We start from the raw sequence: 16,859 nt of genomic DNA, 5'->3' as shown, positions 1-16,859 counted from the left end.
GTCGGCCGGGTGCCGCGCCACGAGGGGCGTGGGCTCCGACCAGAGGACTCAGAGTTTGTCGATCTCGGTCAGGTCGATGTCGATGTCGAAGGGGGCCGAGATCTTGAGCCGGTCGTGGTGGATGCCGGTGAGGACGTAGGACCGGGCGACTGGGTCGAGTTCGTAGACGTAGACCGCTGGCCTTCCCGACTGGTTCTCGACCAGCCAGAAGTGCGCGATGCCCGCCTCGGCGTACAGCGTCGGTTTGCGGTCGCGGTCGCGCCGCTCGGAGTCCGGCGAGATGACCTCCACGGCCAGTACGACGTCCTCTGCCCGATAGTAGGTCTGTTCCGGGCTGTGCTCGGCGGAGGCGCGAATGACGCTCACATCGGGCTCGGGCCGCTGCTGCTTGCCCAGCACGACGCTCATCTCCCGGCGTGCTCGAAGATCGGCGGGTGCGGCGCGACGGAGGGCAGGAACCAGGAGGTCCGCCGCTCGCGTGTGAAAAGAAGCCTGAGAGCTCACGAAGACCAGACTTCCATCGATTAACTCTGTGTGTGCGGGCAACTGTGGAATGCGATCGAGATCCTCCGCGACGAACCCCTCCGGCGGGGGGAACGCCCAGTCGGGCAGAGAGGACTCCGTCATCGGATACCTCCAGTGTGGAGACCCTCGCCTTCGGGCTGGGGAGGAAACGTGGTACGGTGCCGCGTTTCCGGGTGGGTGGTGTAGCCGTAGCCGTCGGCTCGCTGGAGCAAGTGGATGTGGCGGTGGCCGATTCCCTGTACGGTGCCGTGCCGGGTGGCGATGTTGAAACTGCCGGTGCTGCGGACCGCGACGCGGCCGAGGTGGACTCCGGCCTTCTGACCGGTCGGGACGGTCGCGCGGACCAGGTCGCCGGTGGCGAACCCCTTGACCTGCTTGGTCCGGGGGAACCGCAGCCGGGGAAAGCCGTAGCGGTCGGTGCGGGTGCGGGCGTAGGTGCCGCGACCGGTCGCCTTGACCACCAGGACCGTGGACGGCCAGGTGGTGACGTTCTCCAGGTGGCCGACGTGCAGCGCGTCCAACGTGTGCGATTTGGCGGCACCGGTACGGGAACGGTTCCATTTCGTTCGGCCACCGGAGGCGGTGTGAACGGACAGACCGGTCGCCTCCAGAGCCCGCCACAGCGCCCACCGGATGGCGTTGACCGCTGCCGCGTCGCGCAGCGGCGCCTGCGCCTGCTTGAGGATCTTCGCCAGGAGGGCGGGCCTGCCCTTGAGGAACATCTCTACCGGGGTGGCGTTCTTGGCCTGGTTGCACCGGATGCAGGCCAGGGTGAGGTTGCCGATCCGGTCGGAGCCGCCCCGGCTGCGGGGGTGGAGGTGGTCGAGGTTGAGCGGCACGCCACTGGCGCCGCAGTACGCGCACGCCCGCCCCCATTTGGTGAGCAGGTATTCGCGGGCCTCGTACCCGGCGAGGGTGCCCTGCTGGTATTCCACACCTTGCAGCGGCTTGCCCGCGCTGAGGGCGTGGGTGTCGAACGCCACCCGCTCGACGTACACGGCCCGCATCGGTGCCCACCGGGTGAGCCGCGCCACCCACGACACGGTGGTGTCGACGCGGTGGCGCAGCGACGGCGCAAGCCACCCCTGGGGTCTGGTGCGGTTGAGGAAGCGGGGGGCGCGGTGACGCAGATTGCGTGACCGGCGAGCACGGCGCAGCGCGGCCCGCGCGCTGAGCCTGTCGCGGATCGCCGCGCCTCGGTGGTCGAGCCGGATCGTATACCTCCCGCTCCGGTTTCCGCCGTGGTCGGTGAACACCGCCAGGCCGGTGTGCTTGCTGCCGGGGTCGATGCCGACCTGTACGCCTTCGATGGCCGAGGTCGCCGCGTCGCGGTCTTTGAGGCGGATGACGAACGGGGTGTGGCGGTGAACCACCGCCCGCCCGGCCGACAGCAGGCGACGGGCGCGAGCAGGGTGACACGGGTCGAGCGGGCGGCCGTGGCGGTCGAGGACGAACACGGCCGGGTGAACCTCACGGTTCGCTCCCTCCGGCGCCGAGGCGCCCTCGGGGTGACGCCGGTGCGGCGGTGCGGCCGGACCGGTCTCCCCTCGCCCATGGTGAACACCAGGTACCACCTGGCGGCGGTGTCCGTGAGCCGTTTCGTGCCCACCCCCGGGCGTGTCTGCTCCCACGGATTCGAGAGCTTGGAGCTGAGGAAGCACCCCAAGGTCGGTCTGCGCTCTTGTGTTCAACGTAGCCATCTGGATCGCACTTCCAGTTCGTGACGGCTAGGGCTGGTCAACGCGGGGCTTGTGAAGCGCATCGCCGCGCCTCAAGCCCTCTCCCTCAGGAGGGGGTCGTTGACGACCTCACAGTAGCAACATGATTCCTCTCTGTGAGGGTGGTTGCGGGTAGCTTACCCCTGGACGGGAGTGGCCTCCTCGCGGCGGGCGCGTTCCCTGCGCGCGTGCTCGTCGGTGCGGGCGTCGTAGTCGCGGAACCTCGGCAGCAGCGCGGCCATCGCGGCCACCGCGCCGACGCACAGCAGGCCGCCCGCGCCCAGGGAGAAGCGGGTCCCGCCGAGCTGGGCCATCAGTCCGGCCCTGGCGTTGCCCAGCATCGGGCCGCTGGTGTAGGAGAGCAGCTCGATGCCCGCCAGGCGGCCGCGGAACTCGTCGGGGATGGTCTGGTTCCAGATGGTCGAGCGGAAGACGCCGCTGATCATGTCGGCGGCCCCGGCCACGGCCAGGAAGGCGAAGATGCCCCAAATGTTGGGCATCAGCGCCGCCACCGCCACCGCCACGCCCCACACGGCCGCCGCGACGATCACGCCGAGGCCGTGGCGGTGCACGTGCCTGGTCCAGCCGGAGGTGACCGAGGCGAGCAGCGAGCCGACGGCCGAGGCGGAGAAGAAGAGCCCCAGAGCCTCGGGGACGCCCAGCTCGTCGGCCAGGAACGGGTACAGCGCGGTGGAGAAGGCGAAGATCATCGCGGCGACGTCGACCAGGTAGGTGCCCATCAGGTCGGGGCGGCCCACGGCGTAGCGGACCCCGTCGACCAGTGACCTGATCGAGGCCGCGGGGGCGTTCTCCCGCCGCGGCTGGGCCCGCACCATCTGCAGCAGGACCAGGGAGACCAGGAAGGTCACCACGTTGACGCCGTACGCGACGGCGACGCCGAACCAGGCCGCGATCAGGCCGCTGAGGCCCGGGGCGACGATGGCGCCCAGGTTCCACCGGAAAGCGCTGAGCGCGGCGGCCGCGGTCAGCTGGTCGTGCCTGACCACGCGGGGCAGCAGCGACTCCAGGCTGGGCCGTTGCAGGCTGCCCAGCCCGGCCGAGAGCGCGCCGACCACGTACAGCACCCAGACCTGCGGCTTGGGCGACAGCGCGTTGACGGTCAGGATCAGAACCGTGAGGCAGAGCCCGACCTCGGTGTAAAGGATGATCTTGCGCCGGTCCAGCGCGTCGGCGATCGCCCCGCCCCAGAGCCCGCACACCACCATCGGGACGAACTCGGCCACGCTGACCAGGCCGACCGCCAGGTAGGAGCCGGTCAGCTCCTTCATCTGCAGCGGGACCGCGACCAGGGTCAGGAAGGTGCCGAACATCGTGACGACGCCGGAGCCGAAGAGCAGCCGGAAGTCACGGGAGTCGCGGAGCGGGCTGAGGTCCATCGTCAGGTGACGGAGCAGGGTTCTGATGGACCGGTCCGCTTTTTCTGGCACGAACAGGTAGTTTCGGCGGTGACCTGGGCGGGGGGCAACTCATTTTCCGGCAGGCCACCGCCGGGGCGAACGCGGCGGGCGTCAGGAGCCCAGTACCTCCCTGCGCAGGTGGGTTTTGAGGATCTTGCCACCGGGGTTGCGGGGAAGTTCCGTGTCGCGCACCCAGAACCTGACCGGGACCTTGAAGGGGGCGATCCGCTCGCGCAGGAAGGCCTGCAGTTCCTCGGCGGTCGCCGGGGACGACAGCCGCACCACCGCGCCGACCTCCTCGCCCAGCTCGTCATGGGGGATGCCGATCACCGCGGCGTCGTCGACCGCCGGGTGCTCGAACAGGGCGGCCTCGACCTCGGCGCAGTAGACGTTCTCACCGCCGCGGATGACCATGTCCTTGGCCCGGTCCACGATGAACACGAACCCCTCGGAGTCCACCCTGGCCAGGTCGCCGGTGTGCAGCCAGCCGCCGACGAAGGTCTCGGCGGTGGCCTCGGGACGGTTCCAGTAGCCCAGGATCACGTTCGGTCCGCGCAGGCAGAGTTCGCCGACCGCGCCGACCGGTAGCTCGTCGCCGAGCGGATCGGCGATCTTCACCTCGACCACCGCCATCGGCAGGCCGATGCTGTCGGGTTTGGCCAGGTAGTCGATGCCGGCGTTGTTGATGGCGAGCGCGGTGGTCTCGGTCATGCCGTACCCGTTGGAGGGGGCGCGGCTGGGCAGCTGCTCGGTGATGCGCTCCAGCAGTTTCGGCGGGGCGGGGGCACCGCCGTACCCGAGGGCGTTGAGGCTGGAGATGTCGTGCTTGTCCAGGTCGGGGTGGGACAGGAGCTGCCACACGTTGGTGGGCACGCCGGTGAGCCCCGTGATCTTCTCGCGCTCGATCAGCTCCAGCGCGCGGCCCGCGTCCCACTTGTACATCAGCACCAGGCCGCTTCCGCTGAACATGGTGGTGGTCATCACCGCGAAGCAGCCGGTGACGTGGAAGAGCGGAACGGTGAGCAAGGTGACTCGGCGCTGCCCCGCCGTCTCGCCCGGGTCCCTGCCCGCCCTGGCCGCGCCGCGGTACATGCCGTAGGCGACGGTCATGGGCGACTGCCCGACGTTGCGATGGCTGCCGAGCGCGCCCTTGGGGCGGCCCGTGGTGCCGGAGGTGTAGAAGATCGTCGCCGGATCCTCGGGGGAGAGGTCGACCGGCGGCAGCGTCACGTCCGCCTCCACCTCGCCCATCACGTCCTCGAACGCGCGGGCGCCCTCGGGCACCTCGCCGCGGGTCACGATCAGGGCCGGAGACAGGCCGGTGAGCCTGGCCGCCCGCTCGCCGTCGGCGATCAGCACCGTGGCGCCGGAGTCCGACAGGCCGTACTCCAGTTCCTGCGGGGTCCACCAGGCGTTGAGCGGAACCGCTATCGCCCCGATGGCCAGCGTGGCCGAGAAGGCGATCACCCACTCGGGGTAGTTGCGCATGGCGATGGCGACCCGGTCGCCCTTGACCACGCCGTACTCGTCCGCCAGGCGCCGCGCGAGCGTGGCCGCCCGCCTGAAGTGCTCCTCGTAGGTGATGTGCTCGTCCTCGTACGTCAGGAAGATCTTGTCGCCGTGAAACCGGCTCGTCTCGAGGAGCGCCCGGAAGTCACGGGGGGCGTGCTTCCAGGTTTTGACGGTCCCGCCGTGGCCGGGGACCTCGTCCATCTCGAAAAGCTGTCCGGGGCCGGTGAGCTGGGCCTGGACCTGGTCATGGGTGACAGTCATACGTTCGCACTCCCGAAGGGTGGAAGGGCCGGAGATCGCCACGATACTGACCGGTAGGTATGCGTAACAATGCCGAAACGCGACTGATTGCCTCGTCCCTGAAATGGCGAGCTAAAAAGCATGATTTTTGCGACTTTTTCGCTGCGCTGAGGCGCCCTGCGGGCCGGTAACCTCCGCGTAACCGGCTTGCATGACAATCCCTGGAGATGCATAATCTCTCTAGCAAGACCATGAGCGAGTGTGTATGAACATGCAGAGAACGGGGGGCCGATGAGAGCGGCGATCGCGGGTGCCAGCGGCTACGCCGGAGGTGAGCTCCTGCGCCTGCTGCTGTCCCACCCCGGCATCGAGATCGGCGCGCTGACCGCGGCCTCAAGCGCCGGCACGGCGCTCGGCGCCCACCAGCCACACCTGACCCCGCTGGCCGGCCGGATCCTGCTGGAGACCACCCCCGAGACCCTCGGCGGCCACGACCTCGTCTTCCTCGCCCTGCCGCACGGCCAGTCGGCCGCCGTCGCAGAGCAGCTCGGTGACGGCACCCTCGTCGTCGACTGCGGCGCCGACTTCCGGCTCACCGACCCGGCCGCCTGGGAGCACTTCTACGGCGGAACCCACGCCGGCACCTGGCCGTACGGGCTGCCCGAGCTGCCGGGCCGGCGCGAGGAACTGCGCGCGGCCTCCAGGATCGCCGTGCCCGGGTGCTACCCGACGGCGGTCACCCTGGCGATGTTCCCCGCCTTCGCCGCCGGCCTCGTCGATCCCGACGTGGTGGTGGTAGCCGCCAGCGGCACCAGCGGAGCGGGCCGTGCCCCCAAGCCGAACCTCCTGGGCAGCGAGGTGATGGGTTCGGCCAGCGCGTACGGCGTCGGCGGCGTCCACCGGCACACCCCGGAGATGGAGCAGAACCTCTCCCCGCTGGCGGGCGAGCCGGTCACCGTCTCCTTCACCCCCGTGCTGGCACCGATGAGCCGCGGCATCCTCGCCACCTGCAGCGCGCCCGCCAGAGCGGGCCTCACCCCGGCGGTCCTGCGCGAGGCATACGAGGTCGCCACCAAGGACGAGCCGTTCCTGCGGCTGCTCCCCGAGGGCCAGTGGCCCGCGACCTCGATGACCCTCGGAGCCAACACCGCCGCCCTCCAGGTCGTCCTGGACGAGCGTGCGGGTCGCGTCGTCGCCGTCGTCGCCATCGACAACCTGACCAAGGGAACGGCGGGCGGAGCCATCCAGAGCGCCAACCTCGCCCTCGGCCTGCCGGAAGAGCTAGGCCTTCCTCTCAATGGAGTCGCCCCATGAGCGTGACCGCCCCCCTCGGCTTCCGGGCGGCGGGTGTCGCCGCCGGAATCAAGTCCGGTGCCGCCCGCGACCTGGCACTGATCGTCAACGACGGCCCCTCTCGCGCCGCGGCGGGAGTCTTCACGGCCAACCGGGTGAAGGCCGCGCCCGTCCTGTGGTCCGCGCAGGTGCTGTCCGGGGGGCGGGTCCACGCGGTGGTCCTCAACTCCGGCGGTGCCAACGCCTGCACCGGGCCGCTGGGTTTCCAGGACACCCATGCCACCGCGGAGAAGGTCGCCGAGGCGCTGGGAGACTCGGCCGGCGAGATCGCGGTCTGCTCCACCGGCCTGATCGGTGAGCGCCTGCCGATGGAACCGCTGCTGGCGGGGGTCGATCTCGCGGTCTCCCAGCTCGCCAGGGACGGCGGGCTGGCCGCCGCCGACGCCATCCGCACCACCGACACCGTCTCGAAGATCTCCTTCAGGAAGGGCGCCGGCGGCTACATGGTCGGCGGCATGGCCAAGGGCGCGGGCATGCTCGCCCCGGGCCTCGCCACCATGCTCTCGGTGATCACCACCGACGCCGACCTGCCCGCCGAGCGGCTCGACGAGGTGCTCCGCAAGGTGACCCGGGTCACCTTCGACCGGCTCGACGCCGACGGTTGCATGTCCACCAACGACACGGTGCTGCTGCTGGCCAGCGGCGCCTCCGGTATCACTCCCGACCTCGCCGAGTTCGAGCAGGTCCTCCTCGCGGTCTGCGCCGACCTCGCCCGCCAGCTGCTGCTGGACGCCGAGGGCGCCTCCAAGGCGATCGCCATCGAGGTCGTCGGCGCCGTCTCCGAGGAGGACGCGGTCACCGTCGGCCGTACCGTCTCCCGGTCGAATCTCCTCAAGTGCGCCATCCACGGAGAGGACCCCAACTGGGGCCGGGTGCTGTCGGCCGTCGGCACCACCGACGCCGTCTTCGAGGCCGACCGGCTCAACGTGGCCATCAACGGCATCTGGATCTGCCGGGGCGGCGCCGCGGGCGACGACCGCTCCAAGGTCGACCTCACCCCGCGCGATGTGACGATCACCATCGACCTGTCGGCGGGCCCGCACTCGGCGACGATCCACACCACCGACCTCACCGCCGAGTACGTCCACGAGAACTCGGCGTACTCCTCATGAGGCGGACCGAGGCCCTGGCGAAGGCCACCACGCTGATCGAGGCGCTGCCCTGGCTCGCCAGCTTCCACGGTGCGACCGTCGTCATCAAGTACGGCGGCAACGCGATGACCGAGGAGCACCTGCGCGAGAAGTTCGCCGCCGATGTCGTCTTCCTGCGCTACGCCGGGCTCAGGCCGGTGATCGTGCACGGAGGAGGCCCGCAGATCAACGCCCACCTCGACCTGCTCGGCATCGAGTCCACCTTCACCGCCGGGCTCAGGGTCACCACCCCCGAGGCCATGCGGGTCGTCAGGATGGTCCTCGTCGGCCAGGTCAACCGCGACGTGGTCGGCCTGATCAACAGGCACGGGCCGTTCGCCATCGGCATGTCCGGTGAGGACGCCCACCTGTTCACCGCCGTGCGCAAGCACGCCGTCGTCGACGGCGCCAGCGTCGACATCGGCCAGGTCGGCGACATCGTCAACGTCGAGGCCGGAGCCGTGCGGGCGCTGCTGGGGGACGGGCGGATCCCGGTGATCTCATCGGTCGCGCGCAGTGAGGACGGCACCGTCTACAACGTCAACGCCGACACCGCCGCCGCCGCGCTCGCCGTGGCGCTCCAGGCGTCCAAGCTGATCGTCCTGACCGATGTCGAGGGCCTGTACCGTGACTGGAACCCCGGCGCCGTCGACAACGAGGTCATCGACGAGCTCTCCGCCACCGAGCTTGAGAAGCTCCTGCCGACACTGTCCAGCGGCATGATCCCCAAGATGGAGGCGTGCCTGACCGCCGTCCAGGGGGGCGTGCCGCAGGCCCACGTACTCGACGGCAGGGTGCCCCACTCGGTACTGCTGGAGATCTTCACGGACAGGGGCATCGGAACCATGGTGCTGCCGGACGCCCCCGCGGCGACGGCCACCGCCCAGCTGAAGGGGAACGACACGTGAGCCCGCAGGAAAGTCCCGCCACGGAGGCGCTCACCACGCGCTTCGAGGCCGCCTTCATGGCCAACTACGGGGTGCCCCCGGTGGCGCTGGCCCGAGGCGAGGGCACGAGGGTCTGGGACGTCGACGACCGCGAGTATCTCGACCTGATCGGCGGCATCGCGGTCAGCTCGCTCGGCCACGCCCACCCGGCGCTGGTGGAGGCCGTCTCCAGGCAGGTCGCCACCCTCGCCCACACCAGCAACCTCTTCCTGCACGAGCCCGAGGTGCGGCTCGCCGAGCGCCTGCTCGGCCTGCTCGGCGCCCCCGCCAAGGTGTTCTTCACCAACTCCGGCACCGAGGCCAACGAGGCCGCGCTGAAGCTCGCCATCAAGTACGGCAAGTCGAACGGCCGCACCTACTTCGTGGCCGCCGAGAACGCCTTCCACGGCCGGACCCTCGGCGCGCTCGCCCTGACCGGCAAACCCTCCATCCGTGACCAGTTCGGGCCGTTCCCGATCGACGTGCGCTTCGTGCCGTACGGTGACGCCGACGCGCTCAAGAGCGCGGTGACCGGCGAGTGCGCCGCGGTCTTCCTCGAACCCACCCAGGGGGAGGCGGGGGTCGTGCCCCCGCCCGAGGGCTACTTCACGGCGGCCAGGGAGATCTGCGACGCCGCAGGCGCGCTGCTGGTCGCGGACGAGATCCAGTCGGCGATCGGCCGCACCGGGCACTGGTTCGCCCACCAGCACGAAGGCATCCTGCCCGACGTGCTCACCTTGGCCAAGGGCCTTGGCGGAGGCATGCCGATCGGCGCCTGCGTCGGCTTCGGCGCGGCGGCCACGGTTTTCGCCCAGGGCGACCACGGGTCCACCTTCGGCGGCAACCCCGTCTCGACCGCCGCGGCGCTCGCCGTGCTCGACACGATCGACACCGACGGTCTGCTGGAGCACGTGCGTACCGTCGGAGCCGAACTCGCCGACGGCATCGCCGCGGTCGACCACCCGTTGCTCGCCGGTGTCCGGGGCAGGGGCCTGTGGCTGGCCATCCTGCTGACCGGCGACCGCTCCGCCCACTTCCAGACCGCCGCGCGGCGAGCCGGTTTCCTGGTCAACGCCCTCCAGCCCCACGCGGTGCGGCTCGCACCCCCACTGGTGATCACTTCCGCTCAGGTCGCCACCTTCGTGGCCGCGCTCCCAGCCATCCTCGACGAGGCCGCCGATGCCCAGTAACCTCTCCGCGCAGGCGCCCGTCAGGCACTTCCTGAAGGACGACGACCTCTCGCCCGCCGAGCAGGCCCAGGTGCTCGATCTGGCCGAGGCCATGAAGAAGGACCGTTACGGCTACCGTCCCTTCGAGGGCCCGCAGACCGTCGCCGTCCTCTTCGACAAGCCGTCCACCCGCACCCGGGTCTCCTTCGCCGTCGGCATCGGCGAGCTGGGCGGCCTTCCCCTGGTCGTCGACGCAGGCTCCTCCCAGATGGGCCGGGGCGAGTCGATCGAGGACACCGCCCGGGTCCTGGGGCGTCAGGTGAGCGCCATCGTGTGGCGCACCTCGGGCCAGGACCGGATCGAGGCCATGGCCTCGACCTCCTCGGTGCCGGTGGTCAACGCCCTCACCGACGAGTTCCACCCCTGCCAGATCCTCGCGGACCTGCAGACCGTCAAGGAGCACTTCGGCAGGACCGCCGGACTCACCCTGGCCTACTTCGGGGACGGCGCCAACAACATGGCCCACTCCTACCTGCTCGGCGGCGCCGTCGCCGGCATGCATGTGCGGGTCGCCGCCCCCGCCGGGTACCTGCCGGACCCGAAGATCCTCCGGCGGGCCGTCAAGGTCGCTGAGGAGACCGGCGGGTCGGTCACCGTGCTCGCCGACCCGGCCGAGGCAGCCGCGGGCGCGGATGTCCTCGCCACCGACACCTGGGTCTCCATGGGCCAGGACGGCAAGGAGCAACGGGTCGCCGACCTCATGCCCTACCAGGTCAACGCCACGCTGGTGGACCGGGCGGCGCCCGGCGCCATCGTCCTGCACTGCCTGCCCGCCTACCGCGAGCTGGAGATCTCCGCCGAGGTCCTCGACGGCCCGCGGAGCCTGGTGTGGGACCAGGCCGAGAACCGGCTGCACGCCCAGAAGGCCCTGTTGCACTGGCTGATCTCGGTGAGCGGTCCGGACGCGCCGGGGGGCGGGGTGGTCGCGTGACGATCCCGATGACCAAGGTCGCCCGTCAGGCCAGGATCGCCGACCTGCTGCAGCGGCAGCCCGTCAGATCCCAGCCGGAGCTGGCCAAGCTCCTGCTGGAGAGCGGGGTCGAGGTCACCCAGGCCACCCTCTCCCGGGACCTGGACGAGCTCGGTGCGCTCAAGCTGCGCGCCGAGGACGGCTCCCTGGTCTACGCTCTGCCCGGTGAGGGCGGCGGCCGGATAAGGCTGGCCAGGCTCGGCACCGGCGAATCCCCGGCCGCCCGGCTCAGCAGGCTCGCAGAGGAACTCCTCGTCTCGGCCGAGGCCTCCGCCAACCTGGTCATCGTCCGCACGCCACCGGGCGCCGCACAGTTCCTCGCCTCCGCCATCGACCACGCCGACTGGGAGTCCATCCTCGGCACGGTCGCCGGAGACGACACGATTCTCGTCATCAGCCGTGACCCGGTGGGCGGGGCAGCGGTCGCCGAGGGGTTGCTCAGGCACGCGGACCGACGTGTTCAGCCCGCTCAGGCGGGCGACCCTGGCACCATCTGAGACCTGTGACGAATGAATTACTTGGAGTGATCAATTATGACTGACCGGGTCGTGCTCGCCTTCTCCGGCGGCCTCGACACCTCCGTGGCCATCCCCTTCCTCGCCGAGAAGACCGGCGCCGAGGTGATCGCGGTCGCCGTCGACGTCGGCCAGGGCGGCGAGGACATGGAGATCATCCGCAAGCGGGCCATCGACTGCGGCGCCGTGGAGTCCGTCGTCGTGGACGCCCGCGAGGAGTTCGCCACCGACTTCTGCGTGCCCGCCCTGCAGGCCAACGCCCTCTACATGGACCGCTACCCGCTGGTCTCCGCCCTGTCGCGGCCACTGATCGTCAAGCACCTGGCCGCCGCGGCCAAGGAGTTCGGCGGCACCCACGTCTCGCATGGCTGCACCGGCAAGGGCAACGACCAGGTCCGGTTCGAGGCCGGCCTGGCCGCGCTCTTCCCCGAGCTCAAGGTCATCGCTCCGGCCCGCGACTACGCGTGGACCCGGGACAAGGCGATCGCCTACGCCGAGGAGAAGAGCCTGCCGATCGAGACCACCAAGAAGAACCCCTACTCGATCGACCAGAACATCTGGGGCCGGGCCGTCGAGACGGGCTTCCTTGAGGACATCTGGAACGGCCCCGTCGAGGACGTCTACTCCTACACCGCCGACCCCGCCCAGCCGCGCGAGGCGGACGAGGTCATCATCAGCTTCGTCAAGGGCGTCCCGGTGGCGTTGGACGGGCGGCACCTGACCCCGTTCCAGATCATCGCCGAGCTGAACCGGCGCGCGGGCGCCCAGGGGGTCGGCCGTCTCGACATGGTCGAGGACCGGCTCGTCGGCATCAAGTCCCGCGAGGTCTACGAGGCGCCGGGCGCCATCGCCCTGATCACCGCGCACATGGAGCTGGAGAACGTCACGGTCGAGCGCGACCTGGCCAGGTTCAAGCGGTCCGTGGACCAGCGCTGGGGCGAGCTCGTCTACGACGGTCTCTGGTTCTCCCCCCTCAAGAAGGCCCTGGACGTCTTCATCGCCGAGGCCCAGGAGCACGTCACCGGCGAGATCCGGATGACCCTGCACGGCGGCCGGGCCACGGTCACCGGCCGGCGCTCGGAGGCGTCGTTGTACGATTTCAACCTCGCCACCTACGACACCGGCGACACCTTCGACCAGTCTCTCGCCAAGGGCTTCGTCGAGCTGTGGAGCCTTCCCTCCAAGATTGCCTCGGCCCGGGACGCCCGGCTGGGCTGAGTGGGCTAAGGTCGCGGATTGAATGGGGAGGGAGAACAACGGTGACTGATGGTGGCAAGCCGATGCGGCTGTGGGGCGGCCGGTTCGAAGGAGGTCCGGCCGACGCGCTGACCAGGCTCTCTGTGAGCGTGCACTTCGACTGGCGGCTGGTGCCGTACGATCTGCTGGCCTCGCGCGCGCACGCCCGGGTGCTGCACCGCGCGAACCTGCTGACCGACGACGAACTGGCACGCATGCTCGGTGCCCTGGACGACCTGGAGCGAGCCTGCAAGGAGGGTGAGTTCCGACCGACCGTCGCCGACGAGGACGTCCACACCGCGCTGGAGCGCGGCCTGCTGGAACGCCTCGGCACGCTCGGCGGCAAGCTCAGAGCAGGTCGCAGCCGCAACGACCAGGTTGCCACTGATCTGCGGCTCTACCTCCGCGATCACGTCAGGCACATCGTGTCCCGGCTGGTGGAGCTGGAGACCGCGCTGATGAGTCAGGCCGAGGAGCACGCCGAGACGGCGGCCCCCGGCATGACCCACCTGCAGCACGCCCAGCCGGTCTCATTCGGCCACCAGCTCCTGGCGCACGTACACGCCTTCGCTCGCGACATCGAGCGGCTGCGCGACTGGGACCGGCGCGCGGCCGTCTCCCCGCTCGGCTCCGGGGCGCTGGCCGGGTCCTCCCTGCCGCTCGACCCGCAGGCCGTGGCCAGGGAACTGGGCTTCGACTCTGCAGCGCCCAACTCGATGGACGCGGTCGCCGACCGTGACTTCGCCGCCGAGTTCCTGTTCGACGCGGCGATGATCGGCGTGCATCTGTCCCGGCTGGGCGAGGAGATCGTCCTGTGGGCCTCGCAGGAGTTCCGCTGGATCGAGATGGACGACGCCTACTCCACCGGCTCGTCGATCATGCCGCAGAAGAAGAACCCCGACGTGGCCGAGCTCGCCCGGGGCAAGAGCGGCCGCCTCATCGGCAACCTGATGTCGCTGCTGACCACCCTCAAGGGCCTGCCGCTGACCTACAACCGGGACCTGCAGGAGGACAAGGAGCCGGTGTTCGACTCCGTCGACAGCCTGCTGCTCGTCCTTCCCGCCATGGCCGGGCTCGTCGCGACCATGCGCGTCAACACCGCCAAGCTGGAGGCCTCGGCCCCCGACGGGTTCGCGCTGGCCACCGACCTGGCCGAACTGCTGGTCCGCAGGGGCGTCGCCTTCCGCGAGGCCCACGAGGCGGTCGGGCACCTGGTCGTCTGGTGCCAGGTCAACGACAAGGATTTCGGCGAGCTCACCGACGACGAACTGGCCAAGGTCTCGCCGCACTTCACGCCTGACTCCCGCGAGGTCCTCTCGGTGCCGGGCGCGCTGGCCGCCCGCAAGGCGCACGGCGGTACGGCGCCGGACCGGGTCCGCGACCAGCTCGTCGCGCTCCGCGAGGTCGTCGACGCCCAGGCGGCCTGGGCGATCGGGAACTGATGCCCGTCGAAGAGCACGACGGGCACTCGCTCGCCGCGCCCGCGCCGCTGGCGCGCGACTTCTTCGACCGGCCCGCCCACGAGATCGCTCCGGATCTGCTGGGGCGAGTGCTCGTGCACGGGCCGGTCGCGCTGCGTCTCACCGAGGTCGAGGCGTACGGCGTGCCGGGTGAGGATCCCGCGTCGCACACCTATCGGGGCCGGACGCCGCGCAACGCGGTGATGTTCGGCCCACCGGGCCACCTGTACGTCTATTTCACCTACGGCATGCATTTTTGCGTCAATCTCACCTGCCTTCCCGAGGGGACAGGATCCGGGATACTGCTCAGGGCCGGAGAGGTGATCTCCGGTGCCGGGACCGCCATGGCCCGCCGGAGAGCGGGAAGCGCCCGTGCCGTCCGGGAAGTCGATCTGGCCAGGGGGCCGGCACGTCTGGCCGTGGCGCTCGGCTTCACCCTGGAGCACAACGGACTCGATGTCTGCGTCCCGGGGTCGCTCTTCGTGACCGAGGGTGACCCCGTCGTGGCCGCGTCCGTCCGGTCGGGGCCACGTACCGGGGTCTCGTCGGGGAAGGAGACGCCCTGGCGTTTCTGGATCGACGGCGACCCCACCGTCTCGCCCCATCGCCCGCACGTGCCGCGCCGCCGGTAGGCCACCCTGCGCTCCTCCTGGCTTCCCCGCTGGTCCACTCGCGCTTTCGAGTGGCGCGACGGTGCCGCGATCGGGCAGGGTGTACGAGAGCGCTAAATGTCCCTTCGAGCATTGGAAAGCAAGGATCGTGACCGACATTCTGGATGACCTCGCCTGGCGCGGCCTGATCGCGCAGTCCACCGACATCGATGCCCTGCGCGGGGCGATGGCCGAGGGTCCGATCACGGTCTATTGCGGCTTCGACCCGACCGCACCCTCGCTGCACGTCGGCAACCTGGTCCCGTTGCTGACCCTCACCCGCCTGCAGCGGGCGGGTCACCGGGTCGTCGGCCTGGTGGGCGGCGCGACCGGCCTGATCGGCGACCCCAGCGGTCGGAGCACCGAGCGTTCGCTGAACTCGTCCGAGGTCGTGGCCGAATGGGTGGCGCGGATCCGGGTCCAGCTGGAGAAGTTCCTCGACTTCTCGGAGGAGACGGGCGGGATCCTCGTCAGCAACCTCGACTGGACCGAGGGCATGTCGGCGATCGACTTCCTGCGTGACGTCGGCAAGCACTTCCCGGTCAACCGGATGCTCGCCCGCGAGTCGGTCTCCGCCAGGTTGGGGGGAGAAGGGCTCAGCTACACCGAGTTCAGCTACCAGATCCTGCAGGCCAACGACTACCTGGAGCTGAACCGGCGCTACGGCTGCACGCTCCAGATCGGCGGCAGCGACCAGTGGGGCAACATCACCGCGGGCACCGACCTCATCCGCCGGGTGACGGGCGGACATGTACACGCCCTCACCGTGCCGTTGATCACCAAGGCGGACGGGACCAAGTTCGGCAAGACCGCCGGCGGCGCGGTCTGGCTCAACCCTGAGATGACCTCGCCGTACGCCTTCTACCAGTTCTGGCTGAACTCGGATGACAGGGACGTGGTGAAGTTCCTCAAGATCTACAGCTTCAGGTCCCGTGAGGAGATCGAGGAACTGGAGAAGGCCGCCGCCGCGCGGCCCGCCGCGCGTGAGGCCCAGCGGGCGCTCGCGGAGGAGTTCACCACGCTGCTGCACGGTGCCGACGAGTGCGCCGCGGTGATCGCCGCCTCGGCGGCCCTGTTCGGTCAGGGTTCCCTGGAGGAACTGCCCGCGCGCACGCTCGGAGAGGCTCTCGCCGAGGTTCCGCGTGCCGAGGTTCCCACGCTGGGAGCGTCCTTCGTCGACCTGCTCGCCGAGAGCGGCCTGGTCAAGTCGAAGTCCGAGGCGCGTCGCACCGTCAAGGAGGGCGGCGCCTACCTCAACAACACCAAGGTCACCGATGAGGCGTACGTGCCGTCGGCCGATGATCTGCTCCACGGACGCTTCCTGGTGCTGCGCCGGGGCAAGCGTTCGGTCGGTGGCGTCGAGATCGTCGAGGCCTGACCCCTCCCGCGCTGCCGACCTGCTCTCCCGCCAGGTAAAGGCGATGATTACGAGGGATGGACGCCCCGGCTTAGGCCGGGGCGTTCGCTGCCCCGACGCGTAACATTCCGGTAGCGAACCTCCCTCGGTTCTCTAAGCAACCCCTCTGACCTGCGGTTTTACCAAGCATGGCTGATTTGACGATGTTCCGGGAGGGGCATAATCTTTTAATGCCCCGGGAGCGAGCCGGACGCCTGAGCTGGCGGACGGGCCCCAGGGACACTCCACTGAACGAACTTGAGAGTTCGGACTCCGCGTAGATCACCGGAAAACCGGTTGATTCGCCGTGGCCCGGATGACACGGTATGTTCAGGGAGCTGCTCCGGAAGCGGGGCAAAGAGAATCCTAGTAAGTCTGCAGGGTTTGTGACAAATGGCTGAGAGCTAGCAATTTGACACAGTCTTGACAAGCTGTAGGATTTAAGTATGAAGCAGAGCGCCCCTGGCTCTCCGATCAAGTGCTGATCGGGACGACGGTGTACGCGTCCGTTTCTTGAGAACTCAACAGTGTGTTAAAAGCCAGTGCATGAAGCACAACCCTGTCCAACCTGCCTCCTTTGC

General features: G+C 69.7%; 14 protein-coding genes. 10 read left to right on the top strand and 4 right to left on the bottom strand.

Annotated features, from left to right (window positions below; translation table 11 throughout):
- Window positions 1–48: 48 nt before the first annotated feature.
- From AB0K21_RS39180 to AB0K21_RS39165, 4 genes are all read right to left on the bottom strand, one after another.
- On the bottom strand, window positions 49–627 hold the full coding sequence (locus AB0K21_RS39180; RefSeq protein WP_364157381.1) for a Uma2 family endonuclease: 579 nt from the start codon (window positions 625–627) through the stop codon (window positions 49–51).
- Window positions 624–1,982, bottom strand: coding sequence for an RNA-guided endonuclease IscB (gene iscB, locus AB0K21_RS39175; RefSeq protein WP_343966359.1), 1,359 nt, complete (start codon window positions 1,980–1,982; stop codon window positions 624–626). The genes AB0K21_RS39180 and iscB overlap by 4 nt, the downstream gene beginning before the upstream one ends.
- A 398-nt stretch (window positions 1,983–2,380) precedes the next feature.
- Window positions 2,381–3,691: an MFS transporter gene (locus AB0K21_RS39170; RefSeq protein ID WP_343966356.1), complete on the bottom strand. Its 1,311-nt coding sequence runs from the start codon at window positions 3,689–3,691 to the stop codon at window positions 2,381–2,383.
- A gap of 81 nt (window positions 3,692–3,772) precedes the next feature.
- On the bottom strand, window positions 3,773–5,434 hold the full coding sequence (locus AB0K21_RS39165; protein WP_343966354.1) for a class I adenylate-forming enzyme family protein: 1,662 nt from the start codon (window positions 5,432–5,434) through the stop codon (window positions 3,773–3,775).
- A gap of 270 nt (window positions 5,435–5,704) precedes the next feature.
- Here AB0K21_RS39165 and argC point away from each other — a divergent pair, with 270 nt between their 5' ends.
- From argC to tyrS, 10 genes are all read left to right on the top strand, one after another.
- Complete coding sequence (gene argC, locus AB0K21_RS39160) at window positions 5,705–6,727, top strand: N-acetyl-gamma-glutamyl-phosphate reductase (RefSeq protein ID WP_343966352.1); 1,023 nt, start codon at window positions 5,705–5,707, stop codon at window positions 6,725–6,727.
- Window positions 6,724–7,878: a bifunctional glutamate N-acetyltransferase/amino-acid acetyltransferase ArgJ gene (argJ, locus tag AB0K21_RS39155; RefSeq protein WP_364157376.1), complete on the top strand. Its 1,155-nt coding sequence runs from the start codon at window positions 6,724–6,726 to the stop codon at window positions 7,876–7,878. Before argC ends, argJ begins: the two co-directional genes overlap by 4 nt.
- Window positions 7,875–8,804, top strand: a complete 930-nt coding sequence (argB, locus tag AB0K21_RS39150; protein ID WP_343966346.1) for an acetylglutamate kinase — start codon at window positions 7,875–7,877, stop codon at window positions 8,802–8,804. Before argJ ends, argB begins: the two co-directional genes overlap by 4 nt.
- Window positions 8,805–8,860: 56 nt before the next feature.
- Window positions 8,861–10,012, top strand: coding sequence for an acetylornithine transaminase (locus tag AB0K21_RS39145; protein ID WP_343966432.1), 1,152 nt, complete (start codon window positions 8,861–8,863; stop codon window positions 10,010–10,012).
- Window positions 10,002–10,982: an ornithine carbamoyltransferase gene (gene argF, locus AB0K21_RS39140; RefSeq protein WP_343966344.1), complete on the top strand. Its 981-nt coding sequence runs from the start codon at window positions 10,002–10,004 to the stop codon at window positions 10,980–10,982. Before AB0K21_RS39145 ends, argF begins: the two co-directional genes overlap by 11 nt.
- A gap of 8 nt (window positions 10,983–10,990) precedes the next feature.
- A complete protein-coding gene (locus AB0K21_RS39135; protein ID WP_343966430.1) occupies window positions 10,991–11,518 on the top strand; it encodes an arginine repressor in 528 nt (175 codons plus the stop codon).
- 36 nt (window positions 11,519–11,554) lie between these two features.
- Window positions 11,555–12,754, top strand: coding sequence for an argininosuccinate synthase (locus tag AB0K21_RS39130; RefSeq protein WP_343966342.1), 1,200 nt, complete (start codon window positions 11,555–11,557; stop codon window positions 12,752–12,754).
- Between the two features lie 41 nt (window positions 12,755–12,795).
- Window positions 12,796–14,214, top strand: a complete 1,419-nt coding sequence (argH, locus tag AB0K21_RS39125; RefSeq protein ID WP_343966340.1) for an argininosuccinate lyase — start codon at window positions 12,796–12,798, stop codon at window positions 14,212–14,214.
- Window positions 14,214–14,864, top strand: a complete 651-nt coding sequence (locus tag AB0K21_RS39120; RefSeq protein WP_364157370.1) for a DNA-3-methyladenine glycosylase — start codon at window positions 14,214–14,216, stop codon at window positions 14,862–14,864. Before argH ends, AB0K21_RS39120 begins: the two co-directional genes overlap by 1 nt.
- A 127-nt stretch (window positions 14,865–14,991) precedes the next feature.
- The gene (gene tyrS, locus AB0K21_RS39115; protein ID WP_343966334.1) at window positions 14,992–16,260 is read left to right on the top strand and encodes a tyrosine--tRNA ligase; all 1,269 of its coding nucleotides are present in this window, start codon (window positions 14,992–14,994) and stop codon (window positions 16,258–16,260) included.
- Window positions 16,261–16,859: the final 599 nt, after the last annotated feature.

The sequence above is a fragment of the Streptosporangium sp. NPDC049248 genome, from assembly GCF_040678965.1.
In the GTDB taxonomy this organism is placed as follows: Bacteria; Actinomycetota; Actinomycetes; order Streptosporangiales; family Streptosporangiaceae; genus Streptosporangium; species Streptosporangium fukuiense.
Note: the sequence above shows the minus strand (reverse complement) of the source record. Positions and strands in the feature narration are given on the sequence as shown.